Genomic DNA, 14,562 nt, shown 5'->3' with positions numbered 1-14,562 from the left:
ATCAGACCTTGTCGGGCGCTTTCACGGCGAGCAAAGCCAGTAACCCGACGAACAGCACGACGAGTAGTCCACCGATGCCGGCACGGTCCGCGTCGAACAGCCAGACGAACAGCCCGAACAAGGTGGGTGCGAGGAACGAGACTGCACGGCCGGTCGTGGCGTACAGACCGAAGAACTGACCCTCGCGCCCGGGTGGTGCCAGACGTGCCAGGTAGGTTCGCGACGACGACTGCGCCGGCCCGACGAACAGGCACAGCACCAACCCGAACACCCAGAACAGCACCGGGCCGGACACGAACAACAGCACGATCCCCGCGACGATCATCGCCACGAGCGAGAACACGATGACGGATTTGGGTCCGGATCGATCGTCGAATCGACCGGCGGTCACCGCGCCCAGACCGGCGACGACGTTGGCGGCGACGCCGAAGAGCAGTACGTCTGCCGAGCTGATGCCGTAGACACTCACCGCCAGAACAGCACCGAACGTGAACACCCCGGCCAGGCCGTCGCGGAACAGAGCGCTCGCGATCAGGAAGTAGACGCTGCGTCTGTCGGCAGTCCACAGCTCGCGGAGGTCGCGGAACAGTACTTTGTACGATTCCAGCATTCCCGCCTTGGCGGCGCCTGGATCCTGTTCGGTGGACGGCAGTTCGGGAACGGTGAGCAGGACGGGAATCGCGGAGACGGCGAACCACACCGCGGCCAGCAGGGCGACGAGCCGAATGTTCATGCCACCGTCGGTGGTGATGCCGAACAGTCCTCTGGTGTCACCGTCACCGGTGATGAAACCGAAGTAGCAGATCAACAGCAGAACGATGCCGCCGAAATACCCCATCGACCAACCGAATCCGGACACGCGGCCGATGTTGGCCGGCGTGGAGACCTGACGAAGCATGGCGTTGTACGGAACACTGGCCAGTTCGAACAGGATCGAGCCTGCGGCGAGCAGTACCAGGCCCAGCCACAGGTAGTGATAGTCGTCGGCGACGAAAAACAAGCCGGCCATCGACGCGACGGTGAGCCCCGTCAACAACGCCAACGAGCGCTTTCGGCGGCCACGGGCGTCGAAGCGTTGGCCGGAGACAGGCGCAAGTATCGCGATGACGACGCCTGCTGCTCCGATCGCCCAACTGAACCACGACGTCGCCGAGATCGATCCGGGCAGGTCGTCGCCCACCGCATCGGTGAGGTACACCGAGAACACGAACGTCAGAATCACCGCGTTGAAGGCGGCAGATCCCCAATCCCAGATACCCCAGGCGAATACCTGCTTTCGGGTCGTCGCGACGCCTACGACGGCGGTGTCGGCCGGAGTGTTCATGGGCAAAGCCTAAGCCGGGAGTGGAGCCTGCGGGAATGACCCCGGAGAGCAAGCACGTCCAGCACAGCATCGCACTGCAGGATATGCACCTGGTTGCATAGTCACCGTGTTGCATACATACTGGCTGTCGTGGCACTCGAGCACGCGATACTCGTTTCCCTGACCGAATCGAACGGCTCCGGTTACGAACTGGCGCGCCGATTCGACAAGTCGATCGGCTTCTTCTGGAGCGCAAGCCATCAGCAGATCTACCGGGTGCTGACGCGTATGGACGCGGCCGGGTGGATCGTGGGCGCCTCCGTCGTGCAGGACGGTCGGCCGGACAAGAAGGTCTATTCGGTCAGCCGGAGCGGGCTCGACGAGCTGGATCGCTGGATCGCCCGACCCACCGATCCGAGCGCGCTCCGGGAGGAACTGGCCGTCAAGATCCGGGGCGCAGCACACGGTGACGTCGAGGCGCTTCGCACCGAGGTCCGCCGACACCGGGATGTCCATGCGGACAGGCTCGAGATCTTCCGACTCATCGAGAAACGCGATTTCCCATCACCGTCCTCCCTCTCGGGTACCGCACTGCATCAGTACTTGGTACTGCGCGGCGGAATCCGAGTCGAGGAGGGCTTCGCCGAATGGTGCGACGAGATATTGGAGCGATTGTGACCGGTACCGAGAACTATCCGATTCTTCTGTCGCCGTTGAAGGTCGGCAACACCACTCTGAAGAATCGCGTCATCATGGGATCCATTCATACCGGTTTGGAGGACCGCGCACGAGACACCTCTCGACTGGCGGCCTACTTCGCCGAACGCGCGCGCGGTGGCGTCGCGCTGATCGTCACCGGTGGCTATGCACCCAATCGCACCGGATGGCTCCTCCCGTTCGGCGCCAAGCTCACCAACCGAATCGAGGCGCGGCGGCATCGCACGATCACGGACGCGGTGCATGCGGAAGGCGGCAAGATCGCTCTGCAGATCCTGCATGCAGGTCGATACTCGTATCAGCCGTTCAGTGTGTCGGCGTCGTCGATCAAGGCCCCCATCAACCCATTTCGCCCGCGGCGCCTCACCGCACGAGGTGTGCGGTGGCAGATCCGCAACTTCGTGAGGTGTGCGCGGCTGGCTCGGTCCGCTGGGTACGACGGCGTCGAGATCATGGGCGGCGAAGGATATTTCATCAATCAGTTCCTCTCCGAGCGCACCAACAAGCGGCGCGACGAGTGGGGTGGAAGCGCAGAGAACAGGCGTCGTATCGCGGTCGAGATCGCCCGGTGTATCCGAGAGGCGGTGGGCACCGACTTCCTGGTGATGTTCCGATTGTCCATGGCCGATCTCGTCGAGGGTGGACAGAGCTGGAGCGACATCGTCGCCCTGGCGCAGGATTTGGAGAGCGTCGGTGTCGACGTCATCAACACCGACATCGGTTGGCACGAATCCCGCGTTCCCACCATCGTCACGTCGGTTCCGCGTGCAGCGTTCGCCGACATCACCGGAAAGCTCGACAAGAATGTCGACATCCCGGTGGCGGCGTCGAATCGAATCAACATGCCCGACATCGCGGAAGGAATCCTCGCACGCGGTGACGCACAGCTGATCTCGATGGCCCGGCCGATGCTCGCCGACCCGTTCTGGGTGCGCAAGGCCGAAGCGAACGCAGCGGACTCCATCAACACGTGTATCGCGTGCAACCAGGCGTGTCTGGACCACGCGTTCGTCCACAAAACAGTCTCCTGCCTGGTCAACCCCCGCGCGGGACGTGAAGTCGAATTGCAGTTGATGCCTGCCCGCAGAACCAAGAAGGTCGCGGTCGTGGGCGGCGGTCCGGCAGGGCTGTCCGCCGCACTCGAAGCTGCCCGTCGCGGCCACGCCGTCAGCCTGTTCGAGTCCAGGCCGGCACTGGGTGGCCAATTCGGTATCGCACAGCGCATTCCGGGCAAGGAGGAGTTCTCCGAGACCATCCGCTACTTCACGACAGCGCTGCGCGACGCCGACGTGGCGGTCCACCTGGGCAGGCGCGTCACCGCCGTCGAGCTCGTCGCAGGCGACTTCGACGAGGTGATCGTCGCGACGGGAGTAGTCCCGAGAATCCCGTCGATACCCGGTATCGGTCACCCGTCGGTGCTGTCCTACGCCGATGTCGTCGAGCACGGAAGACCGGTGGGTGACCGCGTGGCCGTCATCGGGGCGGGCGGCATCGGTGTCGACATCGCGGAATTTCTGACGACCGACGCCTCCCCCACGCTGGACCTGAAGGAATGGAAGCAGGAGTGGGGTGTCACCGAACCGGAAGCGGCGCCGGGGGCGCTCACCACACCCGTCCCCGCGCCGTCGCCGCGTGAGGTCTACCTGTTGCAGCGCAAGAAGGGACGAATCGGCGCGGGGCTGGCGAAGACGACGGGATGGGTGCACCGCGCGGCACTGAAAGCCAAAGGCGTGCACGAGCTCTCCGGCGTGAATTACGAACGCATCGACGACGAGGGTCTGCACATCACCTTCGGCGAGCGCCACGAGCGTCCACGCACGCTCGCCGTCGACACCGTCGTCGTGTGTGCAGGCCAGGAACCCGTCCGCGATCTCGTCGACGACCTACGAGCCGCGGGAACGACCACCCATGTCATCGGGGGCGCCGATGTCGCTGCCGAACTCGACGCCAAGCGCGCGATCGAGCAAGGAACACGCCTCGCTGCATCCATCTGATTCCAGCCAGGTGATTCCAGCCAGGTGATTCCAGCCAGGTGATTCCAGCCAGGTGGATTCATCCACTACCCTGTCTCAGCGTGAGCCTGCCCAGTCCCGCGCCCGAAGCCCGTGCTGTCGTCACCGGAGCGTCCTCCGGAATCGGCGAAGCGCTGGCCACCGAACTCGCCGCCCGCGGCCATTCACTGATTGTCGTGGCACGGCGGGGTGAGTTGCTCGAGGCACTTGCCACCGGACTCCGTGCCGCGCACGGAGTGACCGTCGAGGTCCGAGTTCTCGATCTGTCGGACCGGAATGCCCGCGTATCGTTCGCCGACGAGTTGGCGAAGCGCGAGATCAGCATTCTGTGCAACAACGCAGGTATCGCCACGTTCGGGCCGGTCGCAAACCTCGACCCCGCCTACGAACGGGATCAGGTGGAACTGAATGCAGTCGCCGTGCACGATCTCACGCTCGCTGTCATTCCGGGAATGGTGGCGCGGGGCAGCGGCGGAATTCTGATCACGGGTTCGGCGGCCGGGAACATGGCCATCCCGAACAATGCGACGTACGCAGCGACGAAAGCGTTCGTCAACACGTTCTCCGAGTCGCTACGGCTCGAACTCAAGGACAGCGGAGTGAACGTCACCCTGCTGGCCCCTGGCCCTGTTCGCACCGAGACTCCGGATCCCGCCGACGCATCCATAGTGGACAAGCTGGTCCCGGATTTCCTGTGGATCGACAGCGCCTACACGGCCAAGCTGTCGCTGGATTCGTTGGCGAAGAACAAGATGCGTGTAGTGCCGGGCCTGCTGTCCAAGGGCATGTCGATCGCGGGCCAGTACAGTCCGCGCGCCATCTCGGCCCCCATCGTCGGAAGCTTCTACAAGAAGCTCGGCGGCTGAACACTCACCGAGGGCGGAAGTGGTCCAGCGAATCGGACACGATCGACAACGCGGTGTCGGTATCCATCGACGGGGCCAATTCCGGTATCAGCACCGTCACCCCGTCACGGACGCCCTGGCACCGCAGGACCGTCGAATCCGGTCGTGTCGGGCCTGTACTTCTGCCTGATTCGGTCGATTCCCCAGGCTCCACTCCGGCCGGCACCAGCGAATTCACCGTCACCAGGCACTCGGCGTCACCCGAGGTCTCGATGCGTTCGGGAGGCGACGGCAACCGGAGCCGCTCGGCGATGGCATCGCCCGCCTGCGTGCTCCACAAGCGAGGGCTGGGCGCATCGACTGCGTAGACCGTCACCAGAACCATGAGCGACTCGTCCGCGTATCCCTGTGCGGCGGCGTCGGCCCCGTCGTACGCGGCGCTGAGCCCCGCGACGGCATCCTCGCGCTGCGGACCCGAGTCGTCGTCTCGGTCGAATCGCTCCATCTGCTGTTGCATCGTCTGGAGCCCGGCGACGGAGTCCGGGAACTCCAGAGCCTGCTGCGCACTAGCCGAACCCGAACTGCAGCCGACGACGGCCGCGATCGCAACGGGTGGTACCAACCAGGATTTCTTCATGCAGTCGATCCTCTCGCTACCGCGGGGCGGCCGATATGAGTAGTTCTACCGGTTTCGCAGGGTGAAACCACCTCCTAGGCTAAACGGACAAACCGCCCGGGAGGACTTGTTCGATGATCGACCGCGCACCCATCGTGTCCACCGCTGTCGTGTCCATCGCTGTCGTGACTGCCGCCGTGGCCGCCGTCGTGCTGATCGGAGGATGTAGTCGGCACGAGGTCACCTACACGGTGAACGGCGAGACGGTGCAACCCGATCCGCCGACCGACGCAGCCGCCGAGGTGGACCCGTGCTCGGTCCTGTCCGAGAACACGCGCACTCGTCTCGGCTTGGCGGACATCGAGCCGGTCGAACTACCGAAGACACCGGACGGGGGCTGCACCTGGGACGGCAACAGCCGCTACCTTCTGCCGAATCTGACGCTGTGGGTGCGCGGGCAGACCGACGCCGATCCGAACGACGACATCGTCGACATCGCGGGCGTTCCGGTCAACGTGTACAACATCGCGGGCACGTCGGGGCGACTCATTGCGTACTTCGACGACCTGACGCTCAGCCTGAACTACATCAAGGCAAAGGTGGAGATCGACACCTTCGATGCACTGGAGGCCGCGATGACCGACGTGTTGGACGGGTACTCCCGCACCGCGTGAACCACTCGCTCACGCGGCTGCGGCCGTACCCTCACCGTCGACGGCGACGACCAGTGCCGAAAATGCTGCGTGAAATTTCCCGTCCGGCAGCCGAAGCTGCAGAACGGAGGAAACTTTTGACTGCGGGGTTACCCATGATTCGTTCCGCCGCAGAGGGCCCTTCAGGTTCCAGTGGCGGTAGATCGGGCAGGTCCGCAGGCAACGGTGGCAGGTCGAACGTTTCGGTCGGCGCGGGCACATCGGTGACCCGGGCCTCCAGTTTCTCGTAGGCCGACTCGCGATCGATGGTCTCGCGATACTTGGGTCCGAGCGTGCTCGCCGACGCCGCAGCGCCGATGGCGTCGTTGCCTATGGTGTCCATCAGCGAGCGCGGCGGGCGAATCTTGGTCCAGGCCACCGGCGTCGGCGCGCCCTTCTCCGAGAGCACGGTGACGATGGCCTCGCCTGTGCCGAGCGAGGTGAGTGCCTTCTCGAGTTCGTACGCTTCGGTTTTCGGGTAGGTGCGGACGGTCTTGTTCAGCGCCTTCTGGTCGTCGGGCGTGAATGCCCTCAGCGCGTGCTGAATTCGCGCGCCCAGCTGTGACAGCACTTGGTTCGGCACGTCCGTCGGGAGCTGTGTGCAGAAGAACACACCGACGCCCTTCGAACGGATGAGCTTGACGGTCTGTTCTACCTGCTGCAGAAAGGCTTTGGAGGCGTCGGCGAACAACAGGTGAGCTTCGTCGAAGATGAACACCAACTTGGGTTTGTCGATGTCGCCGACCTCGGGCAGGGTCTGGAACATGTCGGCCAGGACCCACATCAGGAACGTCGAGAACATCACCGGCCGGGCGGCGTGGGCCCCCAGCTCGAACAGCGTGATGATGCCCTTGCCGTCGGCGCCGACCCGAAGAAGATCCTCGGTGTCGAGCTCGGGTTCACCGAAGAAGGTGTCTCCTCCGTCGGCTTCGAGGTTGATCAGGGAACGCAGGATGACACCCGCGGTCGCAGCCGATACACCGCCGATGCCCTTGAGATCCGCCTTGCCCTCGTCACTGGTGAGATGGGTGATGACGGCACGCAGATCCTTGAGATCCAGCAATGCCAAGCCTTGCTTGTCCGCCCAATGGAAGATCAAGCCGAGTGTCGATTCCTGAGTGTTGTTGAGTCCCAGCACTTTGCTCAGAAGTATCGGACCGAACGCGGTGATGGTCGCACGCACAGGGATACCGATGCCGTCGGTGCCGAGCGAGAGGAATTCGACGGGGTGACCGGTCGGACTCCAGTCGGAATCTCCGGTCTCCACTGCACGCGCCCTGATCTTCTCGTTGTCCGCACCTGGGGCCGACAGCCCGGACAGGTCGCCTTTGACGTCGGCCATGACAACGGGGACGCCTGCGCTCGACAACTGTTCGGCAATCCCCTGCAGTGTCTTCGTCTTCCCGGTACCGGTCGCTCCCGCGACCAATCCGTGCCTGTTCAGCGTCGCGAGGGGAATGCGAATTTCAGCGGCTGGATCCGTCACGCCGTCCAGGACGACGGTTCCGAGCTTCAATGCGGCTCCCGAGGACTGATAACCCGCAGCTATCTCGGCTGCCACACCAGCCGGTACCGCGGCGCCCTCGGTTTCGGTGACCTGGGCTTCGGCGCCCTCGGTTTCGGTGACCTGGGCTTCGGTGACCTGGGCTTCGGCGTTCAGCGCTTCCTTCTCGGCCGCCTCTGCTACTGCCAGAGCCTCGGCGGCAACTCGGGCCGCTTCGACGGCAGCGGCCTTGGCAGCCTTCGCCTTCTCCGCGGGGGTGAGAGTGGTGGAACCTTCCGACGCCGGATCGACCGTCATGTCTATCGATGCTCCTTGGTTCTCTGTGCTTGCTGTCGTTCGGCTCGCACTGCAATCGCCACCGCAAACCTTAGCGGTGAGCATGGTCGCACTAGTCTGTGTCGTGTGCAGGACAAACTTGTGTGGATCGATTGTGAAATGACCGGCCTGGATTTGTCGAAGGACAAGCTCATCGAGATCGCGGCGCTCGTCACCGACAGCGAACTGGAGATTCTCGGCGAGGGTGTCGACATCGTCATCCACGCCGACGACGACGCGTTGGCGTCGATGCCGGATGTGGTGAAGAAGATGCACGCCAAGTCCGGGCTGACCGACGAGGTGCGTGCGTCGACGGTGACGCTCGAGGAAGCACAGCAGCAGGTGCTGGCGTACATCCGCGAGCATGTTCCGGTGGCCGGGACGGTGCCTCTGGCAGGAAACTCCATTGCGACCGACCGCGGATTCATCTCCCGTGACATGGTCGAGCTGGACACATACCTGCACTACCGCATGATCGACGTCAGTTCCATCAAGGAGCTGACGCGTCGGTGGTATCCGCGGATTTACTTCGGCCAACCACAGAAGGGGCTCGCGCACCGCGCCTTGGCCGACATCAAGGAGTCGATCAAGGAGTTGAAGTACTACCGCCAGACGGTGTTCGTGCCCGAGCCTGGCCCTTCGACCAGCGAAATTGCTGCCGTCGTCGAAGGGCTCGACACACCGTCGTAGGGGCGATTCGCAACTGACGAATCGAACCGCTAGTATTGTCGTCGCTGCTGAAACAGAGCCTGAACGGGCGAAGAAGATGTGGCTATGGTGGGTGTAGTTCAGCTGGTAGAGCACCAGGTTGTGATCCTGGGTGTCGCGGGTTCGAGTCCCGTCACTCACCCCATAGAAGCGAGAAAGCCGGTCTCCGTACGGAGGCCGGCTTTTTTGCTGTTCGAGGTCCGTCCCCCCGCGTCGACCTACGCCCATCGCCCAGCTCGCTGAATTACGTTGTTGTAATTCAACTTTCGAGTTTCCTATGAGGTTCATGTGACGTACGGTTACAAATGGCACTTTTGGGGAAGAAAAGTACCAACGTGAAAACTGTGAACTTGCAGTGTTGATTCAACGTGCCCCGAAACGCGCCACCAGCAGTTCTAGCCCAGTTTCGTTCGAGTCGGGCACTAGATCAGGAGGCAGTTCACGTGGGTCGAAGAGTTCACAAGGTCATTGCGGGTTCGATGTTGTCGGCGGCGCTGTGCCTCGGTACCACGGGTCTGATCAACCCCACCGTCGCCACGGCGCAGCCGACCATCGAACTACCCGAAATCCCGATTCCACAGCCGGACGCGCAGCAGAGGGCGGCCATACTCGCCGCGGTTCTGGACGCGACCGGAGTACTGATCAACGAGGTCGCAGCCGTCATTCTCGACTCGGACTTCGGCCCGGCGCCGGACACTTCGTCCGACGAGCCGGAGGCCTCGACCGCTCCCCCATCGGTGGGCCTGGGTGGCTCGATCCTCCCGCTCCCCGCCAGAAGCTACGAGATCTCCTCCGGTTACGGCAGTCGCAACAACCCCACCGGAAACGGCGGTCAGTTCCATCAAGGTGTCGATTTGGCAGCACCGTCAGGTACGCCCATCTACGCCGTGACGGGCGGAACCGTCGAACAGGCGGGAGATGCGGGCGACGGCTACGGCAACCTGGTTCGGATCAAGAGCGGCAACACCGTCACGTACTACGGCCACCAGTCCAGCGTGGACGTCGAGGTCGGCGACACGGTGAACGCGGGCGATCGGATCGGATCCGTCGGCAGCACCGGCAACTCGACCGGGCCACACCTGCACCTGGAGGTCAGGAACAACGGATCGAGCATCGAACCGGTGGCCTACCTGAAGACACTCGGTATCGATCCCGCTCGATACGAGAAGCAGGGTTCCGACTAGACGCTCGACGCGTTGCCGGCTTTCCATTCCTCCCACGGAATGTTCCAGTCGCCGAGCCCGTCGACGCCGGACAATGTGCCGCCCACGGTGTTCTTGACCACGACGATGTCGCCGCGCTTGGTGTTGTCGAAGACCCACTTGGCGTTGGACGGGCTCAGGTTGAGGCATCCGTGGCTGGCGTTGGAATATCCCTGCTGCCCCACGGACCACGGGGCGGAGTGGAAGAAGATGCCGCTGTACGACATCCGGACGGCCCAGTCGACCGGGGTGCGGTAGCCGGCCGAGGAGTTGACGGGCACTCCGTACGTGGACGAGTCCATGACGAGGTGATCGAAGCGGTCGCCGATGATGTAGACGCCGTTGTCGGTCGGTGTGCTGTCCTTGCCCATCGACGTGGGCATGGTGATGACGTCCTGGCCGTTGACGTTGAACGTCACCTGCTTGGTGTTGTCGTCGGCCGTCGCGACCACGGCGTCGCCGATGGTGAACGACGTCGACGCGTTCTCCTGGCCATAGATACCGTCGCCGAGGTCACGGCCGTACACGTTGACCGCGACGTCGACGCGCGTGCCCGACGCCCAGTAGTTCTGCGGCCGCCAGCGGACCTCGCGGTCGTTGACCCAGTAGAACGCGCCCTCGACGGCGGGTGTCGTGGTGACCTGGATGGCGTTCTGAGCGGCGATCTTGTCGGTGATCGTTTCGTCGAACTGGACGGCGACCGGCTGACCGATGCCGACGACGGCGCCTTCGCTCGGCATGACGTACGGCTTGGTGAAGTTACCGGGCTGACTGGTGGTGAACGAGCTGACTGTCGTGCTCGATCCGCCGAGCCCGTACGCGTCGGCCTGCACGCGGTACTTTCGGTTGTATCCGAGCGGCTCGGTATTGGTCCAGCTCAGACCGTCCGGCGAGATTGCCCCCGATACGGGCACGCCCTCGGGGTTGAGCATCGTGACGCCGGCGAGCTTGCCGTCGACGACGCTCACCGTGACCGGATCCGCCGGGGAGAATCCGACCGCACCGTCGTCGACGGTGGAGGTCAGCTTGGGCTTGAGGAGCTCGGCGATCGGGTTGGAGTCGATGGGGGCAGCGTCGATCTTGCTGTCGTTCGATGCACATCCGGACAGAACGACCGTTGCCGCCACCGATGCGACAGCCGCCAACACGACTCCGCGCGAGATCCTCATGCGCCACTCCACTTCACGACCGACCGATTTGCGAGTACCCACCGAAAACGGACACTTCGACCACATAATGCCAGGCCATCACCTGCGCATCCACTTGAAATGCCGCTCCGAGAGTAACGTTCGAATACCAATCGGCCCGTTACCGACCTGTGTTACCTCACAGGCCGTGTCGGCGCCATCGGTGACGGATCACCGGAAGCTCATGTTGTCGTCGACCAGCTTGCCGTACCGCAGAGCCGGCAAATCGCGAAAGTAGTTCATACGCAATTTCCACGGGGCCGACGATCCCTGTTTGGGGAACGAATCGACGGCGCGGAGAACGTAACCGGCCGCGAAGTCGAGGAACGGCTCCTCCCCGACCGATGCATCGCGCTTCAGCCGCACTTCTCGCGCGCCGGTCTTGTCCATGTGTGCGAGCAGCCTGGCGACGTAATCGGACACCAGGTCGGCCTTGAGCGTCCACGATGCGTTGGTGTATCCGACGACGAACGCGAAATTCGGCACGTCGGTCAGCATCATGCCCTTGTACGCCATCGTGTCCGTGAGGTCGACGACGCGGCCGTCGACCGAGAGCGTCACATTGCCGAACGCCACGAGGTTCAATCCGGTCGCCGTGACGACAATGTCGGCATCCAGATGCTCGCCGGATTTCAGATCGATGCCGGAGTCGGTGAACTTCTCGATGTGATCGGTGACGATGTCCACTTCGTCCTTGCGAATCGAGCGGAACAGATCGTTGTCGGGAACGAGGCAGAGCCGTTGGTCCCACGGGTCGTACCGGGGTGTGAAATGGGTGTCCAGGTCGTACCCCTTCGGAAGCCACCCCTCCTGCAATTTTCTGATCTGCTTCTTCATGAACCCCGGATAACGCTGGCAGAGCACGTACAGCCCGATCGCGGTCAAAGCGTTCTTCGTCCGGGTGATTCCGTATGCGGCACGTGCGGGAAGGTACTTGCGCAGGCCGAGCGCGACCTGGTCCTCGGATGGCAACGACAGGATGTAGCTGGGCGAGCGCTGCAGTAACGTCACGTGCGATGCTTCACGAGCTAGATTGGGCGCCAACGTGATCGCAGTAGCGCCGCTGCCGATGACCACGACCTTCTTGCCGGAGTAGTCGAGATCCTCGGGCCATTTCTGTGGGTGGATCACCGTGCCACCGAAGTCCTCGATGCCGGCGAACTCCGGGGTGAATCCCTTGTCGTAGTCGTAGTACCCACTGCAGCACATCAGGAACGACGCCTCGAACGTCACGACATCTCCGCCGGAACGCTGAGCCGTCACCGTCCACTTGGACGTCGCGGTGGACCATTCCGCGGACACGACCTTGTGGTGGAACCGAATATGACGGTCGATCCCCTCGTCCTTCGCCGTGTCCTCGATGTACTCGCGGATGTCCTTGCCGTCGGCGATCGACTTGTCGCCCGCCCATGGGCGGAAGTTGTACCCCAGTGTGTACATGTCCGAATCCGACCGAATCCCCGGATACCGGAACAGGTCCCACGTACCGCCGATTGCGCCGCGGCTCTCCAGAATCGCGTACGTCTTGCCGGGTAGCTTCGCCTGAAGGTGATGCGCCGCGCCGATACCGGACAGGCCTGCGCCGACGATGAGGAAGTCGACCGATTCCGTCTCGGTTCGCGACGAAGTGTCGGAGGGGGATGTCGTTGTCATCGAAACTCTTTCGTCCGTGCCGTCTGGTCTACTTGTTGCGTGCGCTGGTCGAGCGCCCGAGTGCGGCGACTTCGGCATCCATCTTGGGAAGCAACCTCGGTACGTGCTTCAGCAGCGCTCTGTCGCCCACTGCCGAGTTCAGGACGGCACGGAACTTGCCCGCCACTCCGACCCAGCCGGGCACGTACACCTTCCTCTTGCGACTTTCGAGCCCCGCAACGAAGGCGTCGACGCACTTGTCGACGGTCATCGTTCGCCCGAACGGCCCTGGCATGACCTCGAGCATTTCGCGGAACGCACCGAGATCGGATTTGGCGTCCTGAACGAGTGGAGTGTCTATCCAGGCCATGTGGGCCGACCCTACGCCGACGCCCTGGTGTGCGACCTCGAGCCGCAGTGCGTTCGCGAACTGCTCGACCCCGGCTTTGCTCGCGTTGTACGCCGCCAGGCCGGGGCACGCAGCGAACGCGGCGAGCGACGACACGACGAGGACATAGCCGTTGCGCTCGATCAACGACGGCAGCGCCGCCCGAACGGTGTGGAACACCCCGAGGACGTTGATGTCGAGTACTCGCGCGAACGTGGCGGGGTCGACCTGGAGTACCGAACCGTAGCTGGAGATGCCGGCGTTGGCCAGCACGAGGTCGATGCCGCCGAAGCGCGCAATGCCTGCGTCGACCGCGGCCTGCGTCGCGTCGAGGTCGCGGACATCGGCCACGACGGTGACCGCGGCGTCGCCCAGCTCGACACCCAGAGCGAGCAGTGGCTCCTCGTCGACGTCGGTCAACACCAGCTTGCTCCCCCGGGCCGCCAGTGCACGGGCTGTTTCCGCGCCGATACCGCGCGCCGCGCCCGTGATGAAGACAACCTTGTTCGAGAGTGTGGGCATCGCCCGTCACCTCCAGTCTCCGTTCCCCCCGTATTGGGAACTGCTAGGTGTCACTTTCCATCTGATACGGACGGGTGTCAAGATTGGAACGAGCACACGGCGCGGTCAACGAGGCTGGAGGTCCTTCGACAACCGTTCGGCTGCGGACACCAGAAGTGGAACGAACTGCTCAGCGGACTCCAGGGTCACCCGCGCGGTCGGCCCGGCGATGGACATGGCGGTGAGCGTCGGAGCTCCGATCACGGGAACCGCGAAGCACCGCACTCCCACCTCCTGCTCACCGTCGTCGATCGCGTACCCACGCGATCGGACGACGGCAAGATCGGCGAGCAGTGCATCGAGAGTGTTCAGCGTGTTCACCGTCCGCGGAGCCATACCGGTTCGCGAGACGAGGGCACGGACCTCGTCGTCGGGCAGCTGAGACAGAAGCGCCTTGCCCACCCCGGTGGAATGAGGAAGGACACGCTGACCCACTTCGTTGAACATGCGCATGGCGTGCTCCGACGGCACCTGCGCGACGTAGACGGCCATGTCGTCTTCCAGGAATGCCATGTTCGACGTCTCGTGCGTCTGCCGAACGAGCTCGGACAGATACGGCTTGGCCCACCCCCCGATCAGTTTGGTTGCGCTGTCGCCCAATCCGATCAACTTGGTGCCCAACGCGTACCGACGGGTGGCGAGCCGGCGGACGTAACCGAGCGTCACCAGAGTTCCGATCAGTCGGTGCACCGTGGGCATCGGCAGATCGGCCGCCTCGGCAAGTTCACTGATACCGATCGAGCCTCCCGAGGCCGCCATGATGTCGAGAAGCTCGAATGCTCGCTCGACCGACTGCACTCCGCCACCCACCGCCATGGATCACCTCTCGACTCGTTCGGTTACGGCTACCCTATTTCACCTGCCGGCCTTCACCGCTCGA

Annotated in this window: 13 protein-coding genes and 1 tRNA gene; 7 read left to right on the top strand and 7 right to left on the bottom strand. The window is 63.6% G+C overall.

What is annotated here, in order from left to right:
• Position 1 precedes the first annotated feature (1 nt).
• Complete coding sequence (locus tag ACFULT_RS16990; protein ID WP_037110189.1) at positions 2 to 1,324, bottom strand: MFS transporter; 1,323 nt, start codon at positions 1,322 to 1,324, stop codon at positions 2 to 4.
• Between the two features lie 129 nt (positions 1,325 to 1,453).
• On the opposite strand from ACFULT_RS16990, the gene ACFULT_RS16985 reads away from it, so the two are divergent.
• The 3 genes from ACFULT_RS16985 to cmrA all read left to right on the top strand — a co-directional run bounded on the left by ACFULT_RS16985 (position 1,454) and on the right by cmrA (position 4,898).
• Positions 1,454 to 1,981, top strand: coding sequence for a PadR family transcriptional regulator (locus tag ACFULT_RS16985; protein WP_037110187.1), 528 nt, complete (start codon positions 1,454 to 1,456; stop codon positions 1,979 to 1,981).
• A complete protein-coding gene (locus tag ACFULT_RS16980) occupies positions 1,978 to 4,014 on the top strand; it encodes an FAD-dependent oxidoreductase (protein WP_378481979.1) in 2,037 nt (678 codons plus the stop codon). Before ACFULT_RS16985 ends, ACFULT_RS16980 begins: the two co-directional genes overlap by 4 nt.
• Before the next feature lie 80 nt (positions 4,015 to 4,094).
• The gene (gene cmrA, locus ACFULT_RS16975) at positions 4,095 to 4,898 is read left to right on the top strand and encodes a mycolate reductase (RefSeq protein ID WP_094721316.1); all 804 of its coding nucleotides are present in this window, start codon (positions 4,095 to 4,097) and stop codon (positions 4,896 to 4,898) included.
• Positions 4,899 to 4,902: 4 nt separating this feature from the next.
• Here the strand turns inward: cmrA and ACFULT_RS16970 are convergent, their stop codons facing one another.
• On the bottom strand, positions 4,903 to 5,514 hold the full coding sequence (locus ACFULT_RS16970; protein ID WP_037110180.1) for a hypothetical protein: 612 nt from the start codon (positions 5,512 to 5,514) through the stop codon (positions 4,903 to 4,905).
• Positions 5,515 to 5,627: 113 nt separating this feature from the next.
• Here ACFULT_RS16970 and ACFULT_RS16965 point away from each other — a divergent pair, with 113 nt between their 5' ends.
• Entirely contained in the window at positions 5,628 to 6,167 is a 540-nt protein-coding gene (locus tag ACFULT_RS16965; protein WP_378481978.1) for a hypothetical protein, read from the top strand.
• A gap of 31 nt (positions 6,168 to 6,198) precedes the next feature.
• On the opposite strand, the gene ACFULT_RS16960 is transcribed toward ACFULT_RS16965, so the two are convergent.
• On the bottom strand, positions 6,199 to 7,986 hold the full coding sequence (locus tag ACFULT_RS16960; protein ID WP_378481977.1) for a helicase HerA-like domain-containing protein: 1,788 nt from the start codon (positions 7,984 to 7,986) through the stop codon (positions 6,199 to 6,201).
• A gap of 105 nt (positions 7,987 to 8,091) precedes the next feature.
• Here ACFULT_RS16960 and orn point away from each other — a divergent pair, with 105 nt between their 5' ends.
• The 3 genes from orn (at position 8,092) to ACFULT_RS16945 (ending at position 9,896) form a co-directional block, all read left to right on the top strand.
• On the top strand, positions 8,092 to 8,694 hold the full coding sequence (gene orn, locus ACFULT_RS16955; RefSeq protein WP_080732968.1) for an oligoribonuclease: 603 nt from the start codon (positions 8,092 to 8,094) through the stop codon (positions 8,692 to 8,694).
• Between the two features lie 87 nt (positions 8,695 to 8,781).
• Positions 8,782 to 8,857: transfer RNA gene (locus ACFULT_RS16950), tRNA-His, on the top strand.
• A 298-nt stretch (positions 8,858 to 9,155) separates the two neighbouring features.
• Positions 9,156 to 9,896 carry a M23 family metallopeptidase gene (locus tag ACFULT_RS16945; RefSeq protein ID WP_037110170.1) on the top strand — a complete coding sequence of 247 codons (741 nt, stop codon included), beginning with the start codon at positions 9,156 to 9,158 and terminating at the stop codon, positions 9,894 to 9,896.
• On the opposite strand, the gene ACFULT_RS16940 is transcribed toward ACFULT_RS16945, so the two are convergent.
• The 4 genes from ACFULT_RS16940 to ACFULT_RS16925 all read right to left on the bottom strand — a co-directional run bounded on the left by ACFULT_RS16940 (position 9,893) and on the right by ACFULT_RS16925 (position 14,498).
• On the bottom strand, positions 9,893 to 11,083 hold the full coding sequence (locus tag ACFULT_RS16940) for an Ig-like domain-containing protein (protein WP_378481976.1): 1,191 nt from the start codon (positions 11,081 to 11,083) through the stop codon (positions 9,893 to 9,895). The genes ACFULT_RS16945 and ACFULT_RS16940 overlap by 4 nt on opposite strands.
• Positions 11,084 to 11,272: 189 nt before the next feature.
• Positions 11,273 to 12,754, bottom strand: a complete 1,482-nt coding sequence (locus ACFULT_RS16935) for a flavin-containing monooxygenase (protein ID WP_378481975.1) — start codon at positions 12,752 to 12,754, stop codon at positions 11,273 to 11,275.
• A gap of 28 nt (positions 12,755 to 12,782) precedes the next feature.
• Positions 12,783 to 13,643, bottom strand: coding sequence for an SDR family oxidoreductase (locus tag ACFULT_RS16930; RefSeq protein WP_094721311.1), 861 nt, complete (start codon positions 13,641 to 13,643; stop codon positions 12,783 to 12,785).
• Between the two features lie 105 nt (positions 13,644 to 13,748).
• Positions 13,749 to 14,498, bottom strand: coding sequence for an IclR family transcriptional regulator (locus ACFULT_RS16925; RefSeq protein ID WP_037110162.1), 750 nt, complete (start codon positions 14,496 to 14,498; stop codon positions 13,749 to 13,751).
• Positions 14,499 to 14,562 lie beyond the last annotated feature (64 nt).

This window comes from Rhodococcus sp. NPDC057297 (genome assembly GCF_042667435.1).
Lineage (GTDB): Bacteria > Actinomycetota > Actinomycetes > Mycobacteriales > Mycobacteriaceae > Rhodococcoides.
The sequence above is the reverse complement of the archived record's forward strand: the minus strand, read 5'-3'. Positions and strand labels throughout refer to the sequence as shown.

What these genes read in the sequence shown, in the direction of transcription:
- ACFULT_RS16990 (WP_037110189.1), bottom strand. Translation starts at nt 1,324, where the DNA reads ATGAACACTCCGGCCGACACCGCCGTCGTAGGCGTCGCGACGACCCGA.
- ACFULT_RS16970 (WP_037110180.1), bottom strand. Translation starts at nt 5,514, where the DNA reads ATGAAGAAATCCTGGTTGGTACCACCCGTTGCGATCGCGGCCGTCGTC.
- ACFULT_RS16965 (WP_378481978.1), top strand. Translation starts at nt 5,628, where the DNA reads ATGATCGACCGCGCACCCATCGTGTCCACCGCTGTCGTGTCCATCGCT.
- ACFULT_RS16960 (WP_378481977.1), bottom strand. Translation starts at nt 7,986, where the DNA reads ATGACGGTCGATCCGGCGTCGGAAGGTTCCACCACTCTCACCCCCGCG.
- ACFULT_RS16940 (WP_378481976.1), bottom strand. Translation starts at nt 11,083, where the DNA reads ATGAGGATCTCGCGCGGAGTCGTGTTGGCGGCTGTCGCATCGGTGGCG.
- ACFULT_RS16935 (WP_378481975.1), bottom strand. Translation starts at nt 12,754, where the DNA reads ATGACAACGACATCCCCCTCCGACACTTCGTCGCGAACCGAGACGGAA.
- ACFULT_RS16930 (WP_094721311.1), bottom strand. Translation starts at nt 13,643, where the DNA reads ATGCCCACACTCTCGAACAAGGTTGTCTTCATCACGGGCGCGGCGCGC.
- ACFULT_RS16925 (WP_037110162.1), bottom strand. Translation starts at nt 14,498, where the DNA reads ATGGCGGTGGGTGGCGGAGTGCAGTCGGTCGAGCGAGCATTCGAGCTT.